General features: G+C 32.2%; 16 protein-coding genes and 1 pseudogene. 9 read left to right on the top strand and 8 right to left on the bottom strand.

All coding sequences use genetic code 11. The features are described from left to right. Positions 1–1767 carry a 1-deoxy-D-xylulose-5-phosphate synthase gene (locus tag GQS07_RS06325; RefSeq protein ID WP_158210089.1) on the bottom strand — a complete coding sequence of 589 codons (1767 nt, stop codon included), beginning with the start codon at positions 1765–1767 and terminating at the stop codon, positions 1–3. Between the two features lie 72 nt (positions 1768–1839). On the opposite strand from GQS07_RS06325, the gene GQS07_RS06320 reads away from it, so the two are divergent. Genes GQS07_RS06320 through pbpC form a run of 3 tightly spaced genes read left to right on the top strand, consistent with a single transcriptional unit; the run spans position 1840 to position 10245 of the window. Then, the gene (locus GQS07_RS06320; protein WP_158210088.1) at positions 1840–2280 is read left to right on the top strand and encodes a nucleoside deaminase; all 441 of its coding nucleotides are present in this window, start codon (positions 1840–1842) and stop codon (positions 2278–2280) included. Between the two features lie 11 nt (positions 2281–2291). Next, the gene (locus tag GQS07_RS06315) at positions 2292–7811 is read left to right on the top strand and encodes an alpha-2-macroglobulin family protein (protein WP_158210087.1); all 5520 of its coding nucleotides are present in this window, start codon (positions 2292–2294) and stop codon (positions 7809–7811) included. A 55-nt stretch (positions 7812–7866) separates the two neighbouring features. Further along, complete coding sequence (pbpC, locus tag GQS07_RS06310; RefSeq protein ID WP_158210086.1) at positions 7867–10245, top strand: penicillin-binding protein 1C; 2379 nt, start codon at positions 7867–7869, stop codon at positions 10243–10245. Positions 10246–10282: 37 nt separating this feature from the next. Here the strand turns inward: pbpC and GQS07_RS06305 are convergent, their stop codons facing one another. Both GQS07_RS06305 and GQS07_RS06300 read right to left on the bottom strand, forming a co-directional pair. Beyond that, positions 10283–11839, bottom strand: coding sequence for a ribonuclease E/G (locus GQS07_RS06305; RefSeq protein WP_158210085.1), 1557 nt, complete (start codon positions 11837–11839; stop codon positions 10283–10285). A 292-nt stretch (positions 11840–12131) separates the two neighbouring features. Further along, a complete protein-coding gene (locus GQS07_RS06300; protein WP_038986039.1) occupies positions 12132–12428 on the bottom strand; it encodes an HU family DNA-binding protein in 297 nt (98 codons plus the stop codon). Positions 12429–12566: 138 nt separating this feature from the next. Between GQS07_RS06300 and mutY the strand changes: the two genes are divergently transcribed. The 3 genes from mutY to gldD are packed head-to-tail and all read left to right on the top strand — an operon-like array spanning position 12567 to position 14673. Beyond that, the gene (mutY, locus tag GQS07_RS06295; RefSeq protein WP_158210084.1) at positions 12567–13619 is read left to right on the top strand and encodes an A/G-specific adenine glycosylase; all 1053 of its coding nucleotides are present in this window, start codon (positions 12567–12569) and stop codon (positions 13617–13619) included. Position 13620: 1 nt separating this feature from the next. After that, positions 13621–14064 carry a single-stranded DNA-binding protein gene (locus tag GQS07_RS06290; protein WP_158210083.1) on the top strand — a complete coding sequence of 148 codons (444 nt, stop codon included), beginning with the start codon at positions 13621–13623 and terminating at the stop codon, positions 14062–14064. Positions 14065–14097: 33 nt separating this feature from the next. After that, on the top strand, positions 14098–14673 hold the full coding sequence (gene gldD / locus GQS07_RS06285; protein ID WP_158210082.1) for a gliding motility lipoprotein GldD: 576 nt from the start codon (positions 14098–14100) through the stop codon (positions 14671–14673). 379 nt (positions 14674–15052) lie between these two features. Here the strand turns inward: gldD and GQS07_RS06280 are convergent, their stop codons facing one another. The 3 genes from GQS07_RS06280 to GQS07_RS06270 form a co-directional block, all read right to left on the bottom strand. After that, positions 15053–15436: a heavy-metal-associated domain-containing protein gene (locus GQS07_RS06280; protein WP_158210081.1), complete on the bottom strand. Its 384-nt coding sequence runs from the start codon at positions 15434–15436 to the stop codon at positions 15053–15055. A 99-nt stretch (positions 15437–15535) separates the two neighbouring features. Continuing rightward, positions 15536–17587, bottom strand: a complete 2052-nt coding sequence (locus GQS07_RS06275; RefSeq protein WP_158210080.1) for a M16 family metallopeptidase — start codon at positions 17585–17587, stop codon at positions 15536–15538. An 18-nt stretch (positions 17588–17605) separates the two neighbouring features. After that, the gene (locus GQS07_RS06270) at positions 17606–18925 is read right to left on the bottom strand and encodes a M16 family metallopeptidase (RefSeq protein WP_158210079.1); all 1320 of its coding nucleotides are present in this window, start codon (positions 18923–18925) and stop codon (positions 17606–17608) included. A gap of 364 nt (positions 18926–19289) precedes the next feature. Here GQS07_RS06270 and rplU point away from each other — a divergent pair. The 3 genes and pseudogenes from rplU to GQS07_RS06255 form a co-directional block, all read left to right on the top strand. After that, positions 19290–19646 (top strand): annotated as a pseudogene (gene rplU, locus GQS07_RS06265) (50S ribosomal protein L21); the annotation flags it as partial. 27 nt (positions 19647–19673) lie between these two features. Then, positions 19674–19934 (top strand): 50S ribosomal protein L27, encoded by a 261-nt coding sequence (gene rpmA / locus GQS07_RS06260; protein ID WP_090405633.1) that lies wholly within the window; start codon positions 19674–19676, stop codon positions 19932–19934. An 833-nt stretch (positions 19935–20767) separates the two neighbouring features. Beyond that, entirely contained in the window at positions 20768–22090 is a 1323-nt protein-coding gene (locus GQS07_RS06255) for a hypothetical protein (RefSeq protein ID WP_158210078.1), read from the top strand. Positions 22091–22158: 68 nt separating this feature from the next. On the opposite strand, the gene dgt is transcribed toward GQS07_RS06255, so the two are convergent. Further along, a complete protein-coding gene (dgt, locus tag GQS07_RS06250; protein ID WP_158210077.1) occupies positions 22159–23508 on the bottom strand; it encodes a dGTP triphosphohydrolase in 1350 nt (449 codons plus the stop codon). 17 nt (positions 23509–23525) lie between these two features. Beyond that, positions 23526–24230: an AAA family ATPase gene (locus tag GQS07_RS06245; protein ID WP_158210076.1), complete on the bottom strand. Its 705-nt coding sequence runs from the start codon at positions 24228–24230 to the stop codon at positions 23526–23528. Positions 24231–24313: the final 83 nt, after the last annotated feature.

Below are 24313 nucleotides of genomic sequence, written 5' to 3'. Positions count from 1 at the left end.
CTAATTATTAATAATTTTCACAATACTTTCAACGTCAATTCCACACTCCTGTTGCTGCTGTTGAACAGTTGCTTGTTCCACAAACAAGTCTTTTACCCCCCTAACATCTACTGATACACCAGGATAATTAAAACTAACAAATTGTGCAATACTACTTCCAAATCCACCAATTGTAGTTCCATCTTCAAAAGTGACAATTCTTGAATACTCTTGACATATTTGATGTAACATTTGTTCATTTAATGGCTTTACAAAAAGAAAATGATAATGAGACCATTCATCGCTTTTAGTTTGCTTACAAGCCTCTATAACATTATTTCCAATTGTACCAGTTGTAACAAAAGCAAATTTATTCCCTTTTTGTAACTTTTTGACAAATTGATTCGTAATTTTTTCAAAGGGTAATTGCCACGAATAATTGATAAATCCTTTCCCTCTTGGATAACGAATTGCCCAAGGCGAACTAATTCCCAATTGTGTTGTATATAATAAGTTTCTCAACTCAAGCTCATTTAAAGGAGCTGCTATAACCATATTCGGAATACAATTTAAGTATGCAATATCATATACCCCTTGATGAGTAGCCCCATCCTCTCCTACTAACCCTGCTCTATCTAAGCAAAACACAACAGGTAAATTTTGTAGTGCTACATCGTGAATAACCTGATCATACGCACGTTGTAGAAAAGTTGAATAAATTGTACAATAAGGTATAAGTCCTTGCGTAGCCATACCTGCAGCTAAAGTTACTGCGTGTTGTTCTGCAATTCCAACATCTATTGCTCTTTCAGGTATTTCGTCCATCATATACTTTAATGAACTACCAGTAGGCATTGCAGGAGTAATACCAATTATATTTTTATTCTCTCTTGCTAACTCTAAAAGCGTTAATCCAAAAACATCTTGAAACTTTGAAGGAAACTCATCTTCTATTTTTTTTATCAATTCCCCAGTAACTTTATCAAACTTTCCAGGAGCGTGATATTTTACCTGATCTTCCTCAGCTTGCTTAAGCCCTTTACCTTTCGTTGTTATAACGTGTAAAAACTTAGGTCCCTTTACTTTTTGTAATCGTTTTAACTCTTTTACAAGACGAGGTAAATCGTGTCCATCTATAGGTCCTTTATAATCAAAATTCAAAGATTTAATCATATTATTCTCTCGAGGATTGGTACCAGACTTTACAGAAGTTAAATAATCTTTTAGAGCACCAACACTTGGATCAATTCCGATAGCATTATCATTTAGAATTACAAGCATATTAGCATCAGTAGCCCCTGCGTGATTCAATCCTTCAAAGGCCATACCTGATGCAATTGAAGCATCACCAACTATAGCGATATGTTGTTTTTCACAATCACCTTTTAAGTTAGAAGCTAATGCCATTCCTAAAATTGCTGAAATTGCAGTAGAAGAATGCCCTACGCCAAAGTCGTCGTATTCACTTTCTCCTCTTTTTGGAAAACCACTTATACCGTTTTTTTGTCTATTTGTATGAAAAACGCTTTGCCTTCCTGTAAGAATTTTATGACCATAGGCTTGATGTCCAACATCCCAAACCATAAGATCGTCAGGCGTATTGAACACATAATGCAAGGCAATTGTCAATTCAACAACTCCTAAACTTGCCCCTAAATGTCCTTCTTTTGTAGAAACAATATCAATTATAAAACTTCTAAGTTCAACCGCTAATTGCATAAGCTCATCTATAGATAGCTTTTTCAAATCTTGCGGGTTATTTATTTGCGGTAGTAACTTTTTGATCATTATAAAGATAAATAAAAACAAATTTACGATTTTGTTTCTATTTTTGACTTTCCAATTATGTTAACACACGAAATGAGTACATTTTTTACAGATGAATATTTTATGCGAATAGCTTTAAATGAAGCTAAATTAGCATATGAAAAAGGTGAAATACCTGTAGGAGCAATAGTAGTAGCCAATAATCAAATTATTGCAAAAAGTCATAATCTAACAGAACTACTACATGATGTAACTGCACACGCAGAAATACAAGCAATCTCTTCTGCTGCTAATTATTTAAACGCTAAATATTTGAAAAACTGCACTTTATTCGTTACTTTAGAACCATGTCAGATGTGTGCTGGAGCTCTTTATTGGAGCCAAATAAGCAATATCGTTTGTGGTGCTGAAGACCCTAAAAGAGGGTATCGTGCTATTGGGGGACAAATACACCCTAAAACAAAAATAACATTTGGTGTTCTTGAAGAAGAATGCGCTAACCTTATGAAATCGTTTTTCGAGAGTAAAAGATAAATTATACTAATATGAGAATTAGAAAATTATTATTGGTTTTCTGCTGTATGCTTTTTGTACTACAGTCGTGTAAAAAAGATAAGGGAGAACATTTGAATCTTTCTAATCCAAAACTATTTAGTGAATACATCCTTGGATTTACATCTGGTATTATTTCAACGAAATCACCAATTGACATTAATATTCCAACTAATTGGAAAAATTGGACACCTAATGAAGAGTTAGACAATAGCTTGTTTACAATTACACCAGCTATTAAAGGAAATGTCTATTACCTTGCAAATGATGTAATTCGCTTTCAACCAAGTGAGAGACTTAAACAAGATGAAAAATACCATATCACTTTTCACCTAAATAAAGTTGTTGATACAGAAGATGCTTTAAAAGATTTTACTTTTATGCTTATGACTGTACCTCAAATTTTCTCTACTGAATTAACAGATCTACAATCCATTAATGATGATGAATACACATTGAATGGAACAATTAATTCAAGTGATTTTATCACTACGGAGGATATTAAAAAGGTGATTTCTGCAACTCAAGAAAAACAAAAGTTAGACATTAACTTTACAACTGACGACAAAACAGAAGCTAAAGAATTTCCGTTTACTATCAATAAAATAAAAAGAAACACAGAAGAAAGCACTGTATCTGTTGAGATAAATGGTAAAGCTATTAAAGCAAGTCAAAAAACAACAGAAAATTACACGATTCCACAGAAAGATAGATTCTATTTATTTAAAGCAACTCCTGTTCCAAATGATTCTCAATCATTCTGGCTAAACTTTTCAAACCCTCTTAAAAAGAATCAAGATTTTGAAGGGCTAATTGACTTAGATAACAGTGATGCTAAACTAACTTTTTCTACTGATGGAAATGTTTTAAAAGTTTATAGTGATAAACCTTTTCTTGAAACTGTTAATTTGCGTGTTTTTGCCGGAATTGAAGACAATAAAGGCAATAAGACAGATAGAACAGAGAAGTATGAATTAAAATTTGGGGTACTAAAACCTGATGTACAGTTGCTTAAAAATGGTACTATTTTACCAAGTTCTGAAAACTTAAAAGTGAACTTTCAGGCTACTACTCTAAATGCTGTTGATGTAAAAGTGTACAAAATATATGAAAACAATATTTTACAATTTTTACAAGAAAACAATATTGATGGTAAATACAGCTTATACAAAGTAGCTGATCCTATAGCAAAAACAACCATTAAACTTACTAATGCTGATCCAAAGGCATTGTTGAGATACAATTCTTACGCATTAGATTTATCTACTCTTATCACTCCTGATCCAGGAGCAATATATCGCGTGGAGTTTTCTTTTAAAAAATCATATTCGCTTTACAATTGCCCAGCAAGTGAAACTGTAAACACACAAGATAACGATGAGGAAGAAGATATTTTCACGCAAGATTTAGAAGAAGACGAGGAAGATTATTACTATTACTACTTTCGTTGGGATGAAAAAGATAATCCTTGTTCAGACTCATACTATTACTATCACGAAAAACCTGCTACCAATATTTTAGCAAGTGATCTTGGAGTTATTATCAAAGGAGGAAACAATAATGTTTATACAGCAATTGTTACAAACTTATTAACTACTGATCCTGTAGCTGCAGCAACAGTAGAATTTTATACTTTTAAACAACAATTAATCACTTCTTCTAAAACTGATAACACAGGTATATTAACTGTTAACCTGCAAAATAAAAAACCTGCTTTTGCAATTGTACGAAGTGATAAAAACACAACGTATGTAAAAATTGATGGAGCTAACGCTTTATCTATGAGTAATTACGATGTTGATGGTTCTTCACTTCAAAAAGGTATCAATGGTTACATCTATGGAGAACGTGGAGTTTGGCGTCCTGGAGATAATATTTATCTTGATTTTATTTTAGATGATTTAGCGAACCCTATTCCATCTAACCACCCTATCAAGCTAACTTTTTCAGACCCATTTGGAAAAGTAGTGGACCAAATTGTCTTAAAAAAGAACAAAACAAATCACTATTCATTCCACTTAAAAACAAATGCTGAATCTCCAACAGGTAACTGGCAAGCAGTTATAAATATTGGTGGTGCTAAATTTTACAAACAAGTAAAAATTGAAACTATTAAGCCTAACCGCTTAAAAATTAAAAACAATATTGAAGGCAAAACAATCAAGAACAATAATAACCAAGTTATAGTTGACTATAACGTACAATGGTTACAAGGAAGTATTGCTCGCAATTTAAAAGCTGATGTTGTTTTAAAATTAATTCCACAAACAACTACGTTTAAAGATTATAAAAATTACCGCTTTGACAATAGTTTAAGTTCTTCTGGTTCACAAGAAATTAATGCATTTGCAGGATCTACGAATAATGAAGGTGATTTTGCATTTCCAGTGAACTTAAATAATGTTCCTCAAAATGCAGGAATGCTGAAAGCTATTTTTACAACAAAAGTTTACGAAAATGGAGGAGATATGTCAACAGATGTATCTACTGCTACGATATCACCTTACCATACTTATGTTGGAATAAAAGCTCCTGAGGCTAATAAATATGGTTACTATGAGACAGATAAACCTTTAAACTTTAACCTGATTACAGTTAATGACTCTGGAATACCAACTTCTGGTGAAATTGACGTAACTGTTTATAGACGTAAAGGTTATTGGTGGTGGGGATCAAATAATGAAGGAGCGTCAAGCTATAGTAGTTCAAATTACTATTCTGTGTACAAAGCTACATCAACAGTATCAACCAAAAATAAAGGACAAGCAAATTATTCTATTACAATACCCGAACAAGATTGGGGTACATATGAAATCGTTGCTACTAATAAACATGGTAAGCATATTGCATCTTCAACATTCTATGTAGATTGGCCTTATTGGTCAGCTAAAACAAAGCATTCTCAAGGAAAAGAAGCAATTTCTTTAGCTATTGCAACAGATAAAAAAGATTACAATACAGGAGAAAAAGTAAAAATATCATTCCCTTCAAGTGAAGATGGTAGAGCGCTAATTTCGGTAGAAAATGGTTCAAGTGTATTAGAAACTCATTGGGTAAAAACTCAAAAAGGAGAAACTACTTTTGAGTTAACAACTACTGACGCTATGTCTCCAAATATCTATTTGAATATAACGGCAATTCAACCACACGCATCTACATTAAACAACTCTCCTATTCGTATGTATGGTGTTTCGGCAATTAATGTTTTCAATAAGAAAACAAAATTAGAACCGGAAATAATTATGCCTGACAAATTAAAACCTGAAGAAGAATTTACTTTAAAAGTGAAAGAAAAGAATGGTAAAAATATGTCATATACAATTGCGATTGTAGAAGATGGGCTATTAGATTTAACACGTTTTAAAACACCTACACCTTGGAATACATTCTACAGCAAAGCAGCTTTAGGTGTACGCACTTGGGATGTTTTTGACGATGTAATTGGTGCTTACGGCGGTGCTATAAACCAAGTATTCAGTATTGGTGGAGATGAGGATTTAGGAGCAGGACAAGTTAAAAAAGCGAATCGATTCAAACCTGTGGTTATTCACTTAGGTCCTTTTGAACTTGGAGCAGGAAAAACGGCAAACCACAAAGTTAAACTACCAAAATATATTGGTTCTGTAAGAACGATGGTTGTTGCCTCTGATATAAATAACAAGGCTTACGGAAGTACTGATAAAACAGTTAAGGTAAACAATCCCTTGATGATATTAGGTTCTTTACCTCGAAGAGCTGTTCCTGGAGAAAAAATAACTCTTCCTGTAACTGTATTTGCAATGGAGAACCATGTTAAAAATGTAACTGTAAAAGTAAGAGTAGACGACAAATTTCGCTTAGAAACAAATGCTATTCAAGAGTTATCTTTTAGTGAACCAGATGAAAAAATAGCGTACTTTGACTTAGAAGTCTTACAGAAAACAGGTATTTCTAAAATTGAAATAGAAGCTACTTCTGGAAAAGAAAAAGCTACTTACGTAGTTGAGTTAGATGTAATGAATCCTAACCCAATAACTGTAAACAGTAAATCCGTAATAGTAGAACCAAACTCATCTGCATCGTTAGATTGGGAAAAATTTGGTATTAGTGGTAGTAATAAAGCTACTTTAGAACTTTCTACTTTTCCAGGTATTAACCTTACATCGAGACTTAATTACTTAATTGGTTATCCACATGGTTGTAGTGAGCAAATCGCCTCTGGTGTTTTCCCTCAATTATTCTTGGCAGACTTTGTTAACTTAAGTAAAACGAAAAAAGAAAGTGTACAGCGCAATATTAATGAAGGTTTAAAACAGTTAGCTCAACGTCAATTATCAGATGGTAGTTTCCGCTATTGGAGCAGTGATTCATACTCAGATGATTGGACTACTTCTTATATTCTTCATTTCTTCATTGAAGCGGAGAAAAAAGGATACGCTCTTCCTGTTGGAAGTAAAGCAAGTGCTATCACATATCAACAAAAGGCTACTCGCCAGTGGTCTTTTAATAGTAAAAGTGCTAATGATTTTGCTCAAGCTTATAGACTGTATACACTTGCCTTAGCTGGTAATGCTGATTTAGCTTCTATGAACCGTTTAAGAGAAACAAATGGAATTTCTACAAATGCTAAATTGCGTTTAGCTGCTGCTTATGCTTTAGCTGGACAAAAAGATGCTGCTAATAAGCTTATCGCTAATGCAAAAATCAGCGAGAATGCAAATACGAACTATTATTACTATGGCTCATTTGAAAGAAACCTTGCTATGGCTTTAGAAACTTATGTTTTAACGAAGTCAAATAAAAATACCGCAAATGAATACGCTATTGAATTAGCTAATCGCCTTGGTTCAAATAGTTGGATGAGTACTCAAACAACAGCATTTAGTTTACTTGCTATTTCTGCTTATGTACAAGGAAATAAATCGAAAGAAGGAATTGCAGTAGACTATACATTCAACAATGGTGCTAATAACATAAATACGAAAACAGATTTCTATGAAAAAGAGTTGTCACCTATTAATCAAACAAATGCTATAAATATTAAGAACAACAATAGTTCGACTGTTTATGCACGAGTTGCTTATAGTGGTATTCTTCCTGTCGGAAAAGAAAATGTTGAAGAAAGTAAATTGAGTATTAAGTCATTGTACCAAACGACATCTGGTCAGACAATAAATCCTACTCAACTACAACAAGGTACAGAATTCGTTGCTTATATTACCATAACAAATACAAGTGCAATGAATGTAAACAACGTTGCTTTAACGCAAATTGTTCCTTCGGGTTGGGAAATTGTAAACTTGCGTTATACTGATGCTGGTGGTAACAACAATAGTGTGCAGCATACAGATATTAGAGATGACCGATCACAATTTTACTTTAGTCTACCAAGTAGAAGTTCTAAAACACTGAAAGTGGTTCTTAATGCTTCTTATTTAGGAAACTATTATATGCCTGGTATTTTTGCAGAAGCGATGTATGACAATACTTACAGAAGTAGAACTGCAGGACAATGGATTCAAGTAGTTAAATAACCAAAATAATTATCAAATAAATACAGGGATTAGCTTCCCTGTATTTTTTCTTTATATGAAAATTATACAATATTTTAATTGGAGAAAGTGGAGTCTGAAAAAGAAAATATCAATAGTTTTTCTGTTCATACTTGCGATTATATACTACTTTTCTATTCCTAAAAAACTATTCGACAAACCTTATTCTACTGTTATTGAAAGCAATGATGGGCAACTTTTAGGTGCTCAAATTGCAACTGATGGACAATGGCGTTTCCCAGAAATTGATAGTGTCCCTTATAAGTTCAAACAATGTATAATTAACTTTGAAGATGAATACTATCGTTATCATTGGGGATTAAATCCTGTTTCAATTACAAAAGCACTTATTTCAAATACGAAAGCAAAACAGATTAAACGAGGAGGAAGTACTTTAACCCAACAAACGATTCGCTTAGCGCGTGATGGTAAAAAAAGAAGCTATGGTGAAAAGGTAATTGAAGCCATACAAGCAACGCGCCTTGAATTCAAATTTAGTAAAGACAAAATTCTAAGTCTATACGCATCGCATGCTCCTTTTGGAGGGAATGTAGTAGGCCTTGATGTAGCAGCGTGGAGATATTTCGGGACTACACCAGAACAATTATCGTGGGCAGAAAGTGCCACTTTAGCTGTCCTTCCTAATGCTCCGAGATTAATATATCCTGGAAAAAATCAAGAGATATTACTAAAAAAGAGAAATGCTCTCTTAAAAAAACTATATGATAAGAATATTATTGATGAGAATACTTATCAACTTGCCTTGATAGAACCATTACCTCAAAAACCCCATAAACTACCTCAGTTAGCCCCTCACTTATTGCAATTAGTCGCTAAAAAAAATAAAGAACAACGCATTACTACAACGCTTGACTATAATATTCAATCGCGATTAAACGATATTATTAAAAACTACTATAACAATTATAAGCAATCTGAGATTTACAATATCGCAGCAATTGTTATAGATGTAGAAACAAGAAATATAATTAGTTATGTGGGTAATTCTCCTACAACAATTGACCATCAAAAAGATGTAGATATAATTCAGGCACAAAGAAGTACAGGAAGTATTATAAAACCATTTTTATATGCAGCTATGTTAGATGAAGCAGAAATACTTCCTACAACATTAGTAGCCGATATTCCTGTCGTAATTTCAGGTTACAAGCCTGAAAATTTTAATAACTCATATGAGGGAGCTGTCCCAGCTAATGAAGCTTTATTTAGATCTTTAAACATTCCTTTTGTACTAATGTTACAAAAATATGGCATTTATAGATTTTATAATCAGTTACAAAATTTACAATTTAAAAGTATTAACAAGCATCCTAATCACTATGGACTGTCATTGATTTTAGGTGGAGCAGAAAGCAGTTTATGGGAAATTACACGTGCTTATACAAGTTTAGCTGCAACGCTAAATTATTATAATACTTCTCAAGGAAAATATAGAGTAAATGAAATTCAAAACTTAAATTGGAACAAACAACTAACCAATAGCTTTGGAAAAGATACATCGGAAAAAAACACCTTAGGAGCCGGAGCTATTTACAACACGTTTAAAGCCTTAACTTTAGTAAATCGACCAGAAGGAGATGAAGCGTGGAGACATTACGAATCAGCGGTTAAAATAGCTTGGAAAACAGGTACAAGCTTTGGTGGCCGAGATGCTTGGGCAGTAGGAGTTAATAAAAAATATGTTGTGGGTATTTGGGTTGGAAATGCTACAGGAGAAGGACGCCCATCTATAAGTGGTGTTAGAATGGCGGGCCCTATTCTTTTTGACACTTTCAATCTCTTACCTAAATCCAATTGGTTTACAGCTCCTTTAAACGACTTAGAGGAAGTTGATATCTGTACACTATCAGGCCATTTAGCAGGACCAAATTGTCAGTCTAAAAAGGAATTAATTCCATACAGAGCTAAAAAAACAGCACTATGCCCCTATCATCAATTAATACATTTAGATAATAATAAAACTTTTCAAGTTAACAGTCAATGTGAACCTATAGAAAACATTATCAATACATCTTGGTTTGTATTACCTCCGACAATGGCGCATTTCTACAAGAAATTCCATAGTGAGTATAAAGAGGTTCCTCCGTTTAGAGAAGATTGTTTACAAACAAATGAGCTAAATACGATTGAATATATATATCCAAAACACGGAGATATAATCTACCTTACAAAAGATTTTTATTCTCAATTACAACCATTTATTGCTAAAGCTGCAACGAATAATTCAGAAAAAACTTTGTATTGGTACTTAGACAATCAGTTTTTAGGGCAAACGGATCTATTTCACGAACAATCAATACAAGCAGAACCTGGAGAACACTACATCACTATTGTTGATACAAAAGGCAATAGTAAAACAATACAAATTACTTTAAAGAAGAGTAATAATCAATAAACAAAAAACCCGCAATCTATCGAATGCGGGTTTTTCGTTATTCTGAAAGTTCATTTCCTTTATCATCAAAGAAATGGTATTCTAGGTACGTGTAAGCGTCACGCGGTATTACTTTTACCCACTTCTTAAATTCTAAGAACCATTTAGCTCTTATAGAAGGGAATCCTTTAGTTAAATATGCAGCAACGAATGGATGCGTATTTAGGAATATTTTTTTCGAGTTATCTTTCGAAATAATGCTTTCTAAGTCAGCCTTGATTTTGTCAATTACAAGAATTGGAGCTGCGATTTCCCCGTGTTCATTAGGGTCCTCTTCTCTTGTTTCAATATTAACTTCAGGTCTAACACGTTGTCTAGTAATTTGAATTAATCCAAACTTACTAGGAGGCAAGATTTTGTGTTTTGCTTTGTCATCACTCATTTCCTCTTTTAAGAAATCGTAAAGTGACTTTCTATTCTCTGGATTACCCATATCAATAAAATCCACTACGATAATACCTCCCATATCCCTAAGTCTTAATTGTCTTGCAATTTCTGCAGCGGCAATAAGATTAACTTCAAGGGCAGTATCTTCTTGAGATTGAGCTTTGTTTGAGCGATTTCCACTGTTCACATCAATCACGTGAAGTGCTTCTGTGTGTTCTATGATTAAATAAGCTCCCTTACTCATAGAAACAGTCTTACCAAAAGAAGTTTTTATCTGACGTTCGATATTGTATTTCTCAAAAATCGGAACTTCTAAAGATTGGTAATGTTTAACAATAGAAACTTTTGAAGGAGCTATCTCTTGCAAATAATCCTTCGTATGATAAAACATATCTTCATCATCAGTAATAATACCCGTAAAAGTATCATTAAAAACATCCCTTAATATAGACGAAGCTTTATTAACTTCCCCTAATACTTTAGAAGGATGATGAGCGACAGTTAATTTCTTGCACATATTGTTCCATCGAGTCATCAAGTTTTGTAAATCTTTATCGATATCTTCAACTTTCATACCTTCAGCAACCGTACGTACAATTACCCCGAATCCTTTAGGCTTAATAGACTGTAATAGTTTCTTTAGCCTTTCCTTTTCTTCTTTAGATTCAATTTTTTGAGAAATTGAAATTCTATTTGAAAAAGGAACCAAAACCACATAACGTCCAGCTATTGAAAGCTCAGAGCTAATACGTGGCCCTTTTGTAGAAATAGGTTCTTTTACAATTTGAACCAATAAAGATTGATTAGCACTTAAAACATCAGTAATAACACCATCTTTATCTATTTCTTCTTCAAAAGGAAAATTCTTTAAGGAGTAATCTTTTAATTTACCTCCGCTTACAAGTTTAGTGAACTTTAAAAGAGTTCGAAGATTAGGACCTAAATCGTGATAATGCAAAAAAGCATCCTTTTCAAATCCCACGTGAACAAATGCAGCATTTAATCCTGCAACTGGTTTTCTTATTTTAGCAATAAAAATATCACCTACTTGAAAGCCATCATCTTCACTCTCTTCTCTTTCTCTATGAAGTTCAATTAGTTTTCCATCTTTTAATAAGGCAAAATCTACTGTATCAGAATTCGACCTAATAACTAGCTCTTTATTCAAACTGTACATTTTTATCCATACTCATTCATTACATTCTTATTATTCTATAACAACAAGAAATGAGTTTGTATAGATGGATTAAACATTAATTGTAGGAATTACCTAAATACTCACCTTAAGGCGCGTATATAACAATAACCTTTTCCTAATAAAAGAAAAAAGTAGTTTTAAACTACTTTTTCTTTTTGTGACGGTTAGCTCTCGCTCTTTTTTTACGTTTGTGCGTTGCTACCTTATGTCTTTTTCTTTTTTTACCACTTGGCATAATGTGTGTAATTTAGAGATTAATAAATTATTTTACTTTTACTTCTGTGTTTGACTTAACGCCTTCTACAAACACCTTAGCTGGTTTGAAAGCTGGGATGTTGTGTGCTGGAATTCTAATTGTTGTATTCTTAGAAATGTTTCTTCCTGTTTTTTCAGCTCTTGTTTTAATAATAAAACTACCGAATCCTCTTAAGTAAACATTTTCACCAGCTTCTAACGACACTTTTACTTCATCCATAAAAGATTCTACTGTCGCCTGTACTTCACCCTTTTCAAGCCCTAATTTTTCTGAAATTTTAGCTACAATGTCTGCTTTCGTCATTTTAGATATAAATTATTTTGTTGTTGTCTGATATTTTTAGAGTGTGCAAATATATTAATTTATATCCCAATAATTCAACCTTAATTGATTAAAATTTAAATATATAAAGTTTTAAGTTTGTACCCAATACTTTTAACAATGCTTTTTCATAATAAACTCATTGCTTGGTACTTACAGAACAAACGTTATTTACCATGGCGCGAAACTAAAAATCCATATGCTATTTGGCTGTCAGAAATTATTCTCCAACAAACGCGAGTAGCACAAGGTTTGCCCTATTTTGAGGCTTTTTTAACAACATATCCAACAGTTTTTGACTTAGCTGATGCAAAGGAAGATGATATTATGCGTTTATGGCAAGGCTTAGGCTATTATAGTAGAGCAAGAAACTTACACGCAACCGCTAAAAAAATAGCTTATGAACTAAATGGTGTATTCCCTAATAACTATAAAGACCTACTTACATTAAAAGGTGTTGGAGATTATACAGCTGCTGCCATTGCTTCAATTGCTTTTGACCAAGTTGTACCCGTAGTAGATGGAAACGTTTTTAGAGTGCTTGCAAGAATATATGGTATTACTTCAGATATTTCAGCTTCTCCTACTAAAAAAGAATTTCAAATACTTGCGAGTGAATTAATCTCTCCTAATGAGCCTGCTACATTTAATCAAGCTATAATGGATTTTGGAGCAATTCAATGCACTCCTAAATCTCCTCTTTGCCACAGCTGTCCTTTTACAACTGACTGTGTAGCGTTTCAAACTAATCAGATTGAAAACCTTCCCGTAAAGTTAGGAAAAGTTAAAGTAAAAAAACGTTATTTAGACTTTTTTATATTTTTAGACAACAACAAAAAAACTCTAATTGAACAAAGGACTCAAAAAGATATTTGGCAACAATTATACCAATTTCCAATTGTAGACCGATTTGTTGATAATAAAATAGACGTTCATTCTCAATTACAGGAAATGTATCCTACTATAAAGTATGAAAATGTTACTTTATTAAATACAGAACACATTATTCATATACTATCTCATCAAAAATTACACATTCATTTTTGGCTAATAAATACCTCTAAAAATATAGAGAAAGGAACGCATTGGAAGGACTTAAATAACTTTGGTTTTCCAATTGTTATTCATAACTTTATTAATTCATTAGATTTTAACCACTTAACTAAAAAATAGTATGAACGGCACATTAAATAAAGTAACTCTGATAGGTCATTTAGGCGATAATGTAAAAATGCACTATTTTGAGAATGGAAATTGTATTGGTCGATTTCCAATTGCTACAAATGAAGTTTATTTAAATAAAACAACAAACGAGAAATATACTTCTACGGAATGGCACAACCTTGTAGTGAAAAACAAAGCGGCTGAAATGTGTGAAAAATACTTAAGTAAAGGAGATCGTATTTATGTTGAAGGTCGTATACGCACTCGTCAATGGCAGGCTGAAGACGGAACTCAAAGACAAACAGTAGAAATAATGGTTACTGAGTTTATGTTTTTAGACACTAAAAAAGATAATGACAACAAAAATAAAACTGCTTTTGACACTGAGAAAAAAGCAAATATTGATAACTTTAACATCCCTAAAGAAACAAATAACGACGATTTACCTTTTTAGGTTAGTGCCTTAATTTTTAAAATTTAGAATTTAATGAAGTTATATATTATAGGTAGTTTATTTCTATTGACACTTTTTACATCTTGTAAAGAAGAAACAACTCCTAAACCAAATGCTTTCTTAGCTTTAGAATATCCTACACAAGAGTATTCAACATATGTTAGCAATTCGAATTATCAATTCGATCAAAATAAATGGGCTCGAGTAAAAGAAGGAAAAAAGAATTCTTTAGAAATTCATTACCCTCAAATGAAAGCTACAATCTTTTTAAATTATAAACCTGTTGAAAACAACTTGAACCTATTATTAAAAGATGCTCAAAAATTGACCTATGAACACTTTGTAAAAGCTGATGAGATTGTAGAACAACCTTTCGTAAATCCAAATGCAAAAACTTATGGTATATTTTATGACGTAAAAGGAAATGCTGCTACTAATGTGCAGTTTTATGCAACTGATAGTGTAAAAAACTTTTTAGTAGCTTCACTTTATTTCTACGCAAAACCAAATTATGATTCGATATTGCCTGCTACCGATTATGTTAAAAAAGATATGAGGAGAATTATGGAGTCTTTAGAATGGGTAAACAATACAACTTTATCTAAATAGAATAAATAATTCTTTCCCCAACATAAAAAAGCCCTCTTTCTCAGAGGGCTTTTTTATGTTTTGTCATTGCAATTTGGAATAGATACCCTTAAGAACATCTTTTACATATAGTAAGTAATCTTTCAATTACATTACAATATGCTTTGAAAGGGCTTTTTATAACTTTTACATCAATGTAAATTACTAAACACCCATTTTGTTGTAAAAATTTAATCCCCTCTAAAAACAGCTTATAAACAACTAATAACTTATTGCTCTAATTTACTACGATAGTACAAATAAGATCCTCAACTTAAGCTATAAAAAAAGTAACCAATAAAAAAGTCTTTCCTATGAGATGACTTTTTTATTGGTTACTTAATATATTAAACTCTACTAATTATTTATTCTCTGCAACTTGCATATTCTCTACTTTGTAGATTCCATTAGCAATTTTCTCTACTGTTTTTGTTAATGACTCCGAGTTTTGCTTAGCATCATCAAACTCAACAACAGCCGTTTTAGAATCAAAATCAACTTTTGCTTCTTTTACACCTTCTAAACCTGCTAATTTTCCTTCAATTAATTTAGCACATCCTATTTCGCAGGTCATTCCTTCAATCTGAAATGTAGCATTCTCTACTTTTCCAGCAATTTCTTTAGAATCTGTAGCAGTTGCCGTTTGCTCTACTATTTCTCCTTCTTGTACTTTAGTTTCACTCTTACAACTAACCAATGCAGTTGCTCCAAGAATTGCTACTAAAACTGATTTTGTTACTTTCATTTGAATACTTTTTTAAATTCTACTACTATAAAGGTACAAAAATAAAAAAAAGCAACTGAAATTCAGTTGCTTTTTCATTCTTATGATTTAGATAATCAATTATTTAAAATCCGCGTCTGTTACTCCTTCGTTAATTTTAACTTCAGAAACATTCACTTCTAAATCAAATCCAACATTCATAGTTTGTTTGAATGGAAATTTGATTCCTTTTACTTCTTTGTAATCTCCCATATAAATAGCTTGAGTCATTGTTTGTCCTCCTTGCTCTACAGTTGTAATTGTAGCCACTTTAAGTCCTGAATCTACATCGTAATAATGTACTGATTTACCAACTTTTAATCCTATTGCATCTTTACCGTTAATAGCTTCAACTCCTGTTAAAGTAACAGTAGAATCTTTTTTCCAGTTCAACTCTGCAAAAGGTACCGCTCCTTGTTGTGCTTCAGTTAAGTCTGCTCCCTCTAATGGTATTTTTTGTCCTTGTGCAAGTACAAACCCTTCTTTAGGAGTAACTATCTGTTTTGACATTACATTCCCCATCATCTTCTGTTCTGACATAGCATATCCTTTCTTAACTTTAGATACAATTTCTAATGTCATTCCTTGTACTGAAGCTGAACTTACAGATGCAATACTCTTTACATCTGATAATTTCTTTTCACCTCCAATTGCAGTAATGTATTTATCTAACAAGGTAGCTACTGTAACTCCTGCTGGAATCTCTTTCTTGAAAACAGGTTTTTCAACAGCGTCAGCTTCTTTACTATAGAAATGTACAGGTAATCCTAATTTCTCTAATCCATCAATTACTTCTGCTCCTTTTCCTACAATAATAATACGCATATTATCTTTCAAGAAATATTTTTGAGCTGCCTTTTGAACATCTTGAGCTGTCACTGCATTAATATTTTTAATGTAGTTTTCATAGAAATCTGCTGGCAACTTGTGTAATTCTTTATTTAATGCATAGCGAGCAACCGTAGCTGGTTTCTGAATCTCCATTACGAAGTTACCAACATATTTAGCTTTAGCCATTTTCAACTCTTCGTCTTTAACTAAAGTCGTACGCATCAAGTCAATTTCTTTAATAAATTCAGTTACGGCACTATCTGTAACAACATTACGTACAGACGCACCCGCTCTAAATTTACCTGGATATTTACGAGCTGAACTGATTGACGAATATGCTCCATACGTCCATCCGTGTGCTTCACGTAAGTTTAAAAACAAACGTCCTTCTCCACCACCTCCAAGAATTTGATTTGCTAAAATAGCAGCAAAGAAATCCTTGTCTGTCATTTTTAATTCCACTTCATTTACCAATGCAATCTCTGATTGAACAGCATTTGGCATATCTACGAAGTTAATTTGCGTTTTTGCAACATTTCCTTGCATAGTATATTTCTCGTACTGAGTTTTATTACTTTTCCACCCTTCAAATAATGAACGAACCAATTTCTCAGTTTTCTTATAGTCAATATCTCCAACTACTACCAAGTAAGCATTCTCTGGAGAGAAATACTTTTTATAATAATCTTGAACATCTGCTAAAGTAATATTTTGAATGCTTTGTTCTGTTTCGAACTCACCTGCTGGAGAATTTTTTCCATACAATAAAGCATCTTCTACACGACTTGCGATTGCAGACACACTCTTTTCTCCTGATTTAATCCCTTCAATAGCCTGAGCTTTTACTTTTTCAAATTCCTCTTCTGTCAAAATAGAATTTAAAGCCCCATCAGCTAATAATGAAAGAATTTTTTCATTGTATTTTGACAACCCACTTGCAAAAGCACCATTTGAACTAAATCTAATATTTGCCCCTAAGAAATCAATCTCTTCAGTGAATTGCTCCTTCTTCATCTTCTTAGTTCCATTTCCTAACATTTGAGAAAACACAGATGATACACCTGCTTTATCTCCTTCAAAAGTTAATGGATTATCTATCGTCAACGAATAAGACACTCTCGGTAATTTGCTATTTTGAACAACTAAAACTTTCATTCCATTTTTTAATACAAATGAAGTTGGTTGATTAACGTGAACAATTGGCGCTGGTCCTGGAGCTGGCTGTTTTCTTTCTTGTGCTTGAGCTTGCATAGCAACGAATGCAAAAGCTAAACTCGCTGCATAAATATGTATTTTTTTCATTTTACAGTTTCTATTTAATTAGTTATTAGCTTTTTTCTCTGGAACGTAATCTAAAAGTAATCTTTGATTTTTGTTCAAGTATTTTTTAGCTACTTCACGGATCTCCTCTCTTGTTACACTTCTATAGATATCTATATTAGTATTAATCAAATTCACATCTCCATATAATAAATAGTAAGTTGCCAAATTGTGTGCTAAACCTTCTACATTGTCATTTTGATCAACGTATTGTTTCTCAAAAATGTTTTGTAATTTTTGGAAATCGCGTTCAGAAATCAACTCTGTTTGTAGCTTTTCGATTTCTTCATCCATTTCTTTCACTAAATCAGCTGACGTAAATCCTTGCATTGGAATTCCATAAATAAAATAGATTCCATAATCTTCTTGACTAAAACTAAATGAAGACATTTCTAAAGCCATTTTCTTTTCATCAACTACCTTTTTGTAAAGTCTTGAACTTTTCCCTCCTGATAACACCGCAGAAATCATATCTAAAACTCTTGCTTCACGTGTTTTCATTGATGGAGTTCTATACGCTTCAACAACCATTGGTAACTGAATATTTGGATCTTCAAATTCAGCTCTTATCTCCTTTGTAATTGCATCTTCTTCTACTTTTGTACGAGTCACAGATTCACCTTTAGCAATCGGTCCAAAGTATTGTTTAATCCAATTCTTTGCTTGGTCTTTTTCAAAATCACCTGCAACAACTAAAACCGCATTGTTTGGAATGTAGAACTTTTTATTAAACGCTAAAAACTCCTCTAAAGTTGCAGCATCTAAATGTTCCATTGATCCAATAGGAGCCCAACGGTAAGGGTGTTTATTAAATAAATTCTTTTTTACTTCTGTAAACAATTGTCCGTAAGGTTGGTTATCTACACGTAATCTCTTTTCTTCTTTAACAACTTCATTTTGCGTATCTACACCAATTTGGTTAATTACTGGATGCATTAATCTTTCAGATTCCATCCATAAAGCCAATTCTAAATTGTTTGAAGGAAATACTTCATAATAGTAAGTTCTATCATCTGACGTATTTGCATTATTTTGTCCTCCGTTTGCAGTTACTAATTTAAACCACTCTCCTCGTTCAATATTTTTTGTTCCTTCAAATAATAAATGCTCAAAAAAGTGCGCAAATCCCGTTCTTTCTGGATTCTCGTCTTTTGCACCTACGTGGTACATTACTGAGGTAATAACTACTGGTGCAGACTTATCTTGATGTAAGATAACGTGTAGACCGTTGTCTAAAGTGTACTGATCGAATTCCACTTTTTGAGCTGAAGCCGATATTCCGAAGAATAAAGCACTTAAAATCAACAAAGATTTTTTCATTCTACAAATATTTTGAAATTAGGTTATAACTGTATTAGTGTATCTAATAACAAATATGTTACACTTTTTACAAAATATTTTTCATACTATCTGATGAAAACATAAAAAACTCAATCATCTAAAGTGATTTATAAAAAATCCACATACAACATTGCACAAAAAAACAAATAAAATGTGCTATTTTTAGACCTAATATCTCTACAATCAATAGATATAATTTACAGATGTTTATGCTTTTAACGTTGACTGACTGAAAATCATTCATTTACAAACAAAAAATACTAAAGGTTGTCTTCTACTTTCTTTTGTATATAAAAAAATAAGTTTATATTTGCACCCTTAATTAACATCTTAATTTATTGTTATGTACGCAATCGTAGAGATAGCAGGGCAACAATTCAAAGTTAGCAAAGACCAAAAAGTGTATGTACACCGTCTTGCATCAGAAGAAGGAACTCAAGTTACTTTTGACAAAGTTCTTTTAATTGATGACAACAACAACATCACTTTAGGCGCCCCAGCTATAGAAGGTGCTTCTGTAGAAGCTAAAGTTTTACAACACCTTAAAGGTGATAAAGTAATCGTTTTCAAAAAGAAAAGAAGAAAAGGTTACAAAAAGAAAAACGGTCACAGACAATCTTTAACTCAAATTGTTATTGAAGGAATCAATGCAAGTGGAGCTACAAAGAAAGCAACCAAAAAAGAGGCTGTAGCAGCTGAGTAATTAACATCTAAATTTTAAAACGTCATGGCACATAAAAAAGGTGTAGGTAGTTCTAAGAACGGTAGAGAATCAGAATCGAAACGTTTAGGCGTTAAGATTTACGGTGGTCAAGCAGCTATCGCTGGAAACATCATCGTTAGACAAAGAGGTTCTAAGCACAATCCTGGTGAAAACGTTTACATGGGTAAAGATCATACTTTACATGCAAAAGTTGACGGAGTGGTTAAATTCCAAAAGAAAAGAGACAACAAGTCTTACGTTTCTATTTTACCATTTGAAGCTTAAGAATCATTATTTGTTCTTGTAGAACAAATATTAAACATAAGAGAAGGCGCTTAATTAATTAGGCGCCTTTTTTTGTACACTATAGTATGATGTTAAAAATTATTATTTGAGAAATAGTTGTACAACCAAACTTCTTTATTCTACCCCAAAATCTAAACCAGTAGAAAACAGTTCTACCTACAAAAGTTGGGGATTTACAAAAAAAGATATATCTATCATACTTTCCTTTCCCATCGAATGTTTTTATAATTAAAATTATCAATAATTTTATAAGAACGTTATTTCAAAAGTCTTTAAAACAGAATTAAAGCACTCATATTATAAACTTCTTTGATACTTGTTTCACACAAGTACCACATAAATACCACACACTTTCGGAAAAAAGACTTTTTTTCGAAAGTGTGTGGGACTTGAGTGGGAGATGTGTCGAACAAGGTACCTCTAATACCATACTTGAATATATTCTTTATCACAATAACAATCCAATATATTGCATTTTAAGGCTACGCTTATTTTGTTTCTTATTGAAAAAGGATATTTATACTTACTTTCCAAATTTTGAGCTTAGTCATCAAAAACAGAATTCAACTTCTATTTCTCTCAATAATATTTATAATCATTCTAAAATAAACTCTTTTTGTAATTTATTTTTCTTTATTCAAACTATTTCCCACACTATAATTCTCCTAAAAAACAACATCAACAAAGACATAAACATCTAACAAACAGCTACTTATTTTTATTATTTAGAAATATTACAAATAATTATTGTTTATTGATTATTATTATTTATTTTTGGTCTAAATAATTATAACACAATAACACTATTAAATATGAAATTAACTAAACTATTTTCAGCATTTGCAATTTGTGTCTTTTTACTGACAAGTTGTTCTAATGACGACAGTAATGAACCTATTAGAGTTGATCAAAAAGACCAACAAGAAATAGGAAAAGAACTTCCATTTAAAGGTGAATTCATTTATGCACATTCAGGAATGCCTATCCCTTTTACATTTGAAAAAAATTCTATTACAATGAATATGTCACAAATGGCTGGAAGCGGACAAGATGACGACAAATACAACATACTAACTGTATATAAGAACAAAGAGGGAGTATTAAAAGTTGTAACTAAACACGAAAAAGAGTCTCAATACAAAGCTTTTTTCCTAAGAAATATAAAAGACGAATCATTAGATATAAATATTGATTACACTTTTAAATCCGAAATAGAAGCTATTAAAACAAACTACCCATCAAAAGCTGGAGGAGCTTTAGATCACGCTAATAACCAATTTGGATGGTTATTACTAACTAAAAAAAGCAGTCAATCTACTCCAATTAATTTACCAGTAAATGGTAAGTATGTCTTCACACAAGGACAACATTCTTATTATTACAACTTCACTAATGAAACTGTAAATTTTAATGGAAGCTACGATATGAAAGTTTTAGCTCACAATACATCAACAAATAAAATTTTACTTCAAGGTGTTGATACCGAAAGAAAAGATTTCTTCTACATAATACAATTAAAAAATATCAAGGAAAATAATGTAGATATAGCAAGAGCTACTTTTAATGAAGGAGAAACTAAAAAATTAGCTGAAAAAGAATTTGCTGGAATTGAAGAGTTGAAAAACAACTTTACAACTTACACTAAAGAGGATAAAACAGGTACTGTTGTTAATTTGAAAGGAACTTATGGTTCGGCAATAATTAAAGATAAAGAAACTGGTAAACCACAAGCACAGTATGTATTTAAAGTTGGTGAAGGTACAGAAGCTTTCTTATTCAGAGCCGATATGGGATCTGGCTTCGGGGATTCTGCTTCTTTTACTCTTAAAAAAGTAGCAACTGATGAGAAAAAAGGGCAATTGATTTACGAAATCACTGGTTCAACTGGGTATTATGCAGGAAGAACAGGACAATTTCTAACAATTTACTTTAAAGATATTTCTGCTAATGGAAACAAAGCAACCTTTGCTATTGCAACTAAAAATGGTAAAAACTCTGTGTCATCAAGTCAAGGTGACGTAATTGGTAAAACTATTGAAGAAGCTAAAGCTATCAAGGCTCCAGAAGCTAATTTAGTTTGGGAGAATGATATGATGAAGTATGCCCATTTGTGGATACTAACAACTAAAGAGTAATCTTTTCATAATTTTTAAGCTTTAATAAGAAGGGCACTGCATATTTTAAATTGCAGTGCCCTTATCTATTAATTATGATCTACTCCTTTGATCATATGATATAACTCTAATGCTTTACCGTCTGTTAACATAGAAATAAAATGACAAATACTCATTAAACGAACATATAAACTATCACTTTCTACTATATACTTATCTGGTAACAATGTTAAAATCAATGAATCGTAGTGCGTCTCTTCACCGTAAAAACTATTATTTGTTGCTGTTGTGAAACTATCCAGCAACGTATTAATGACACGATACCCTACAATTTCTTTTTCAATTACCTCTTTACTTTGATAAACCTTATTAATACTAACTGCTAAAATATCTTTCATCTGAGCAATATAGCTACACTTTTCAGTTAATGCATGTGGGAACTCCCCTGCCATAATCTTATCTTCATTTTCTAAGAAAACACGACTTACATCTTGAATAAGACTACCTACTGCTAACGCTCTTAAATAACTAACTCTATCTTCTTTAGAAGTTAATTGCGAATAAGTTTGTGGATTAATGCTATTCTGTACAATCTTGATTAAAAACTCTAAAGCATGTTCTTCCGGAATCCATCCTAAATTAATTCCATCTTCAAAGTCGGTGATAGTATAACAAATATCATCTGCTGCTTCTACTAAGTATGCTAAAGGATGACGAAAGAAAGCAACCTCCGTACGATCTGCTTTCATTAACAATCCTAACTCACTTGCAACATCAATAAAAGCTTCTTTATCTCCTTGAAAGAAACCAAACTTTTTATCAGACACATCACGAGTAGGCTTTTTAGGCAAACTCTCTTTTGGATATTTCATAAATGCACCTAAAGTCGCATAAGAAATACGTAATCCTCCAGAAATACCTGAACGACTTTTCGTAAGAATACTAAAACCATTAGCGTTACCCTCAAAGTCAATCAAATCTTGCCATTCTTTATCTGACAAGTGTTGCTGATACTTTTCTCCTTTACCTTTTTTAAAAAAATCACCAATAGCTCTTTCTCCAGAATGCCCAAAAGGTGGATTACCAATATCGTGTGCTAAAGATGCTGCTGCAACAATAGCCCCAAAATCATTAACTGTATAACCGAATTCTTCCGCCAAATAAGTATATTTATTTAAAATACTTGAACCGACTATTCTACCTAATGAGCGACCTACTACAGATACTTCTAAACTATGCGTTAAGCGTGTGTGTACAAAGTTCGTTTTTGAAAGCGGTATAACTTGTGTCTTATCTTGTAAACTACGAAAAGGAGATGAAAAGATAATTCTATCATAATCGACTTCAAAACCAATTCTTGTCTCACTCTCATCTAATCTATGTCTTACAAAAGTGTCGCCGTGTTTTTTCAACGATAGCAACTTTTCCCATTTCATCATAAGCTGTTTTATTCTTTTTAATTACCTAAAGCGATCTGCTTTGTGATAATGTTATCTTTAACTGTCTTGTGTATGTGATTTTTTGCCTCTGCATACGATATTTCATAAATGCGCTCTAATTGACAATACTCCTCCGGATATTGACTCAGCATTTTGTCGTAATACTTATCTAAAGCTACTTTTGAGGGAGCTTTATACTCCAACTGAATTTCAAAACGTCTTATCAATGCCTCATCAATCATTTGAATTTGATTCGTAGCTGCCATTAAAATAGACTTTTGAGGTAGATTATCTATCAATTGCAAAATTGCATTAACTACACGCTTCATTTCACTATTATCCTTGTTGTCATAATCACGAATCTGCCCTAAAGAATCAAACTCGTCAAAAAAGAGTACAGAACTTTCATATTGAATCTCTTTAAAAAGACTTTCAATATTTTTAGCTGTCTCTCCTAATTTAGAAGAAACAATAGTTGCTAAATTAACGATAATAAGTTTTTTATCTAATGTTTTAGCAATAGCTTTTGCAGTCATGGTTTTCCCACATCCAGTCTTACCATAAAGTAATATTTTATTGCTAACGGGTAAATTATACTTAGTTAGTATTTCCCTATACTTATATTCTTTTAAAAATTGCTCTATTTGCGAAGCCACATTTTCATCGAACATTACGTCATCTAAAGACACTTTGGTTCGATCTATATAATACAAAGAACTCATAAACTTAATAATAAGATTAGAACATTAATGCAAACAAATATACCGCTTAAAATCCGCAGATTATAATTGTAAAAAAGATAATA

The sequence above is a fragment of the Myroides phaeus genome (assembly GCF_009799805.1).
Classification (GTDB): domain Bacteria; phylum Bacteroidota; class Bacteroidia; order Flavobacteriales; family Flavobacteriaceae; genus Flavobacterium; species Flavobacterium phaeum_A.
Note: the sequence above shows the minus strand (reverse complement) of the source record. Positions and strands in the feature narration are given on the sequence as shown.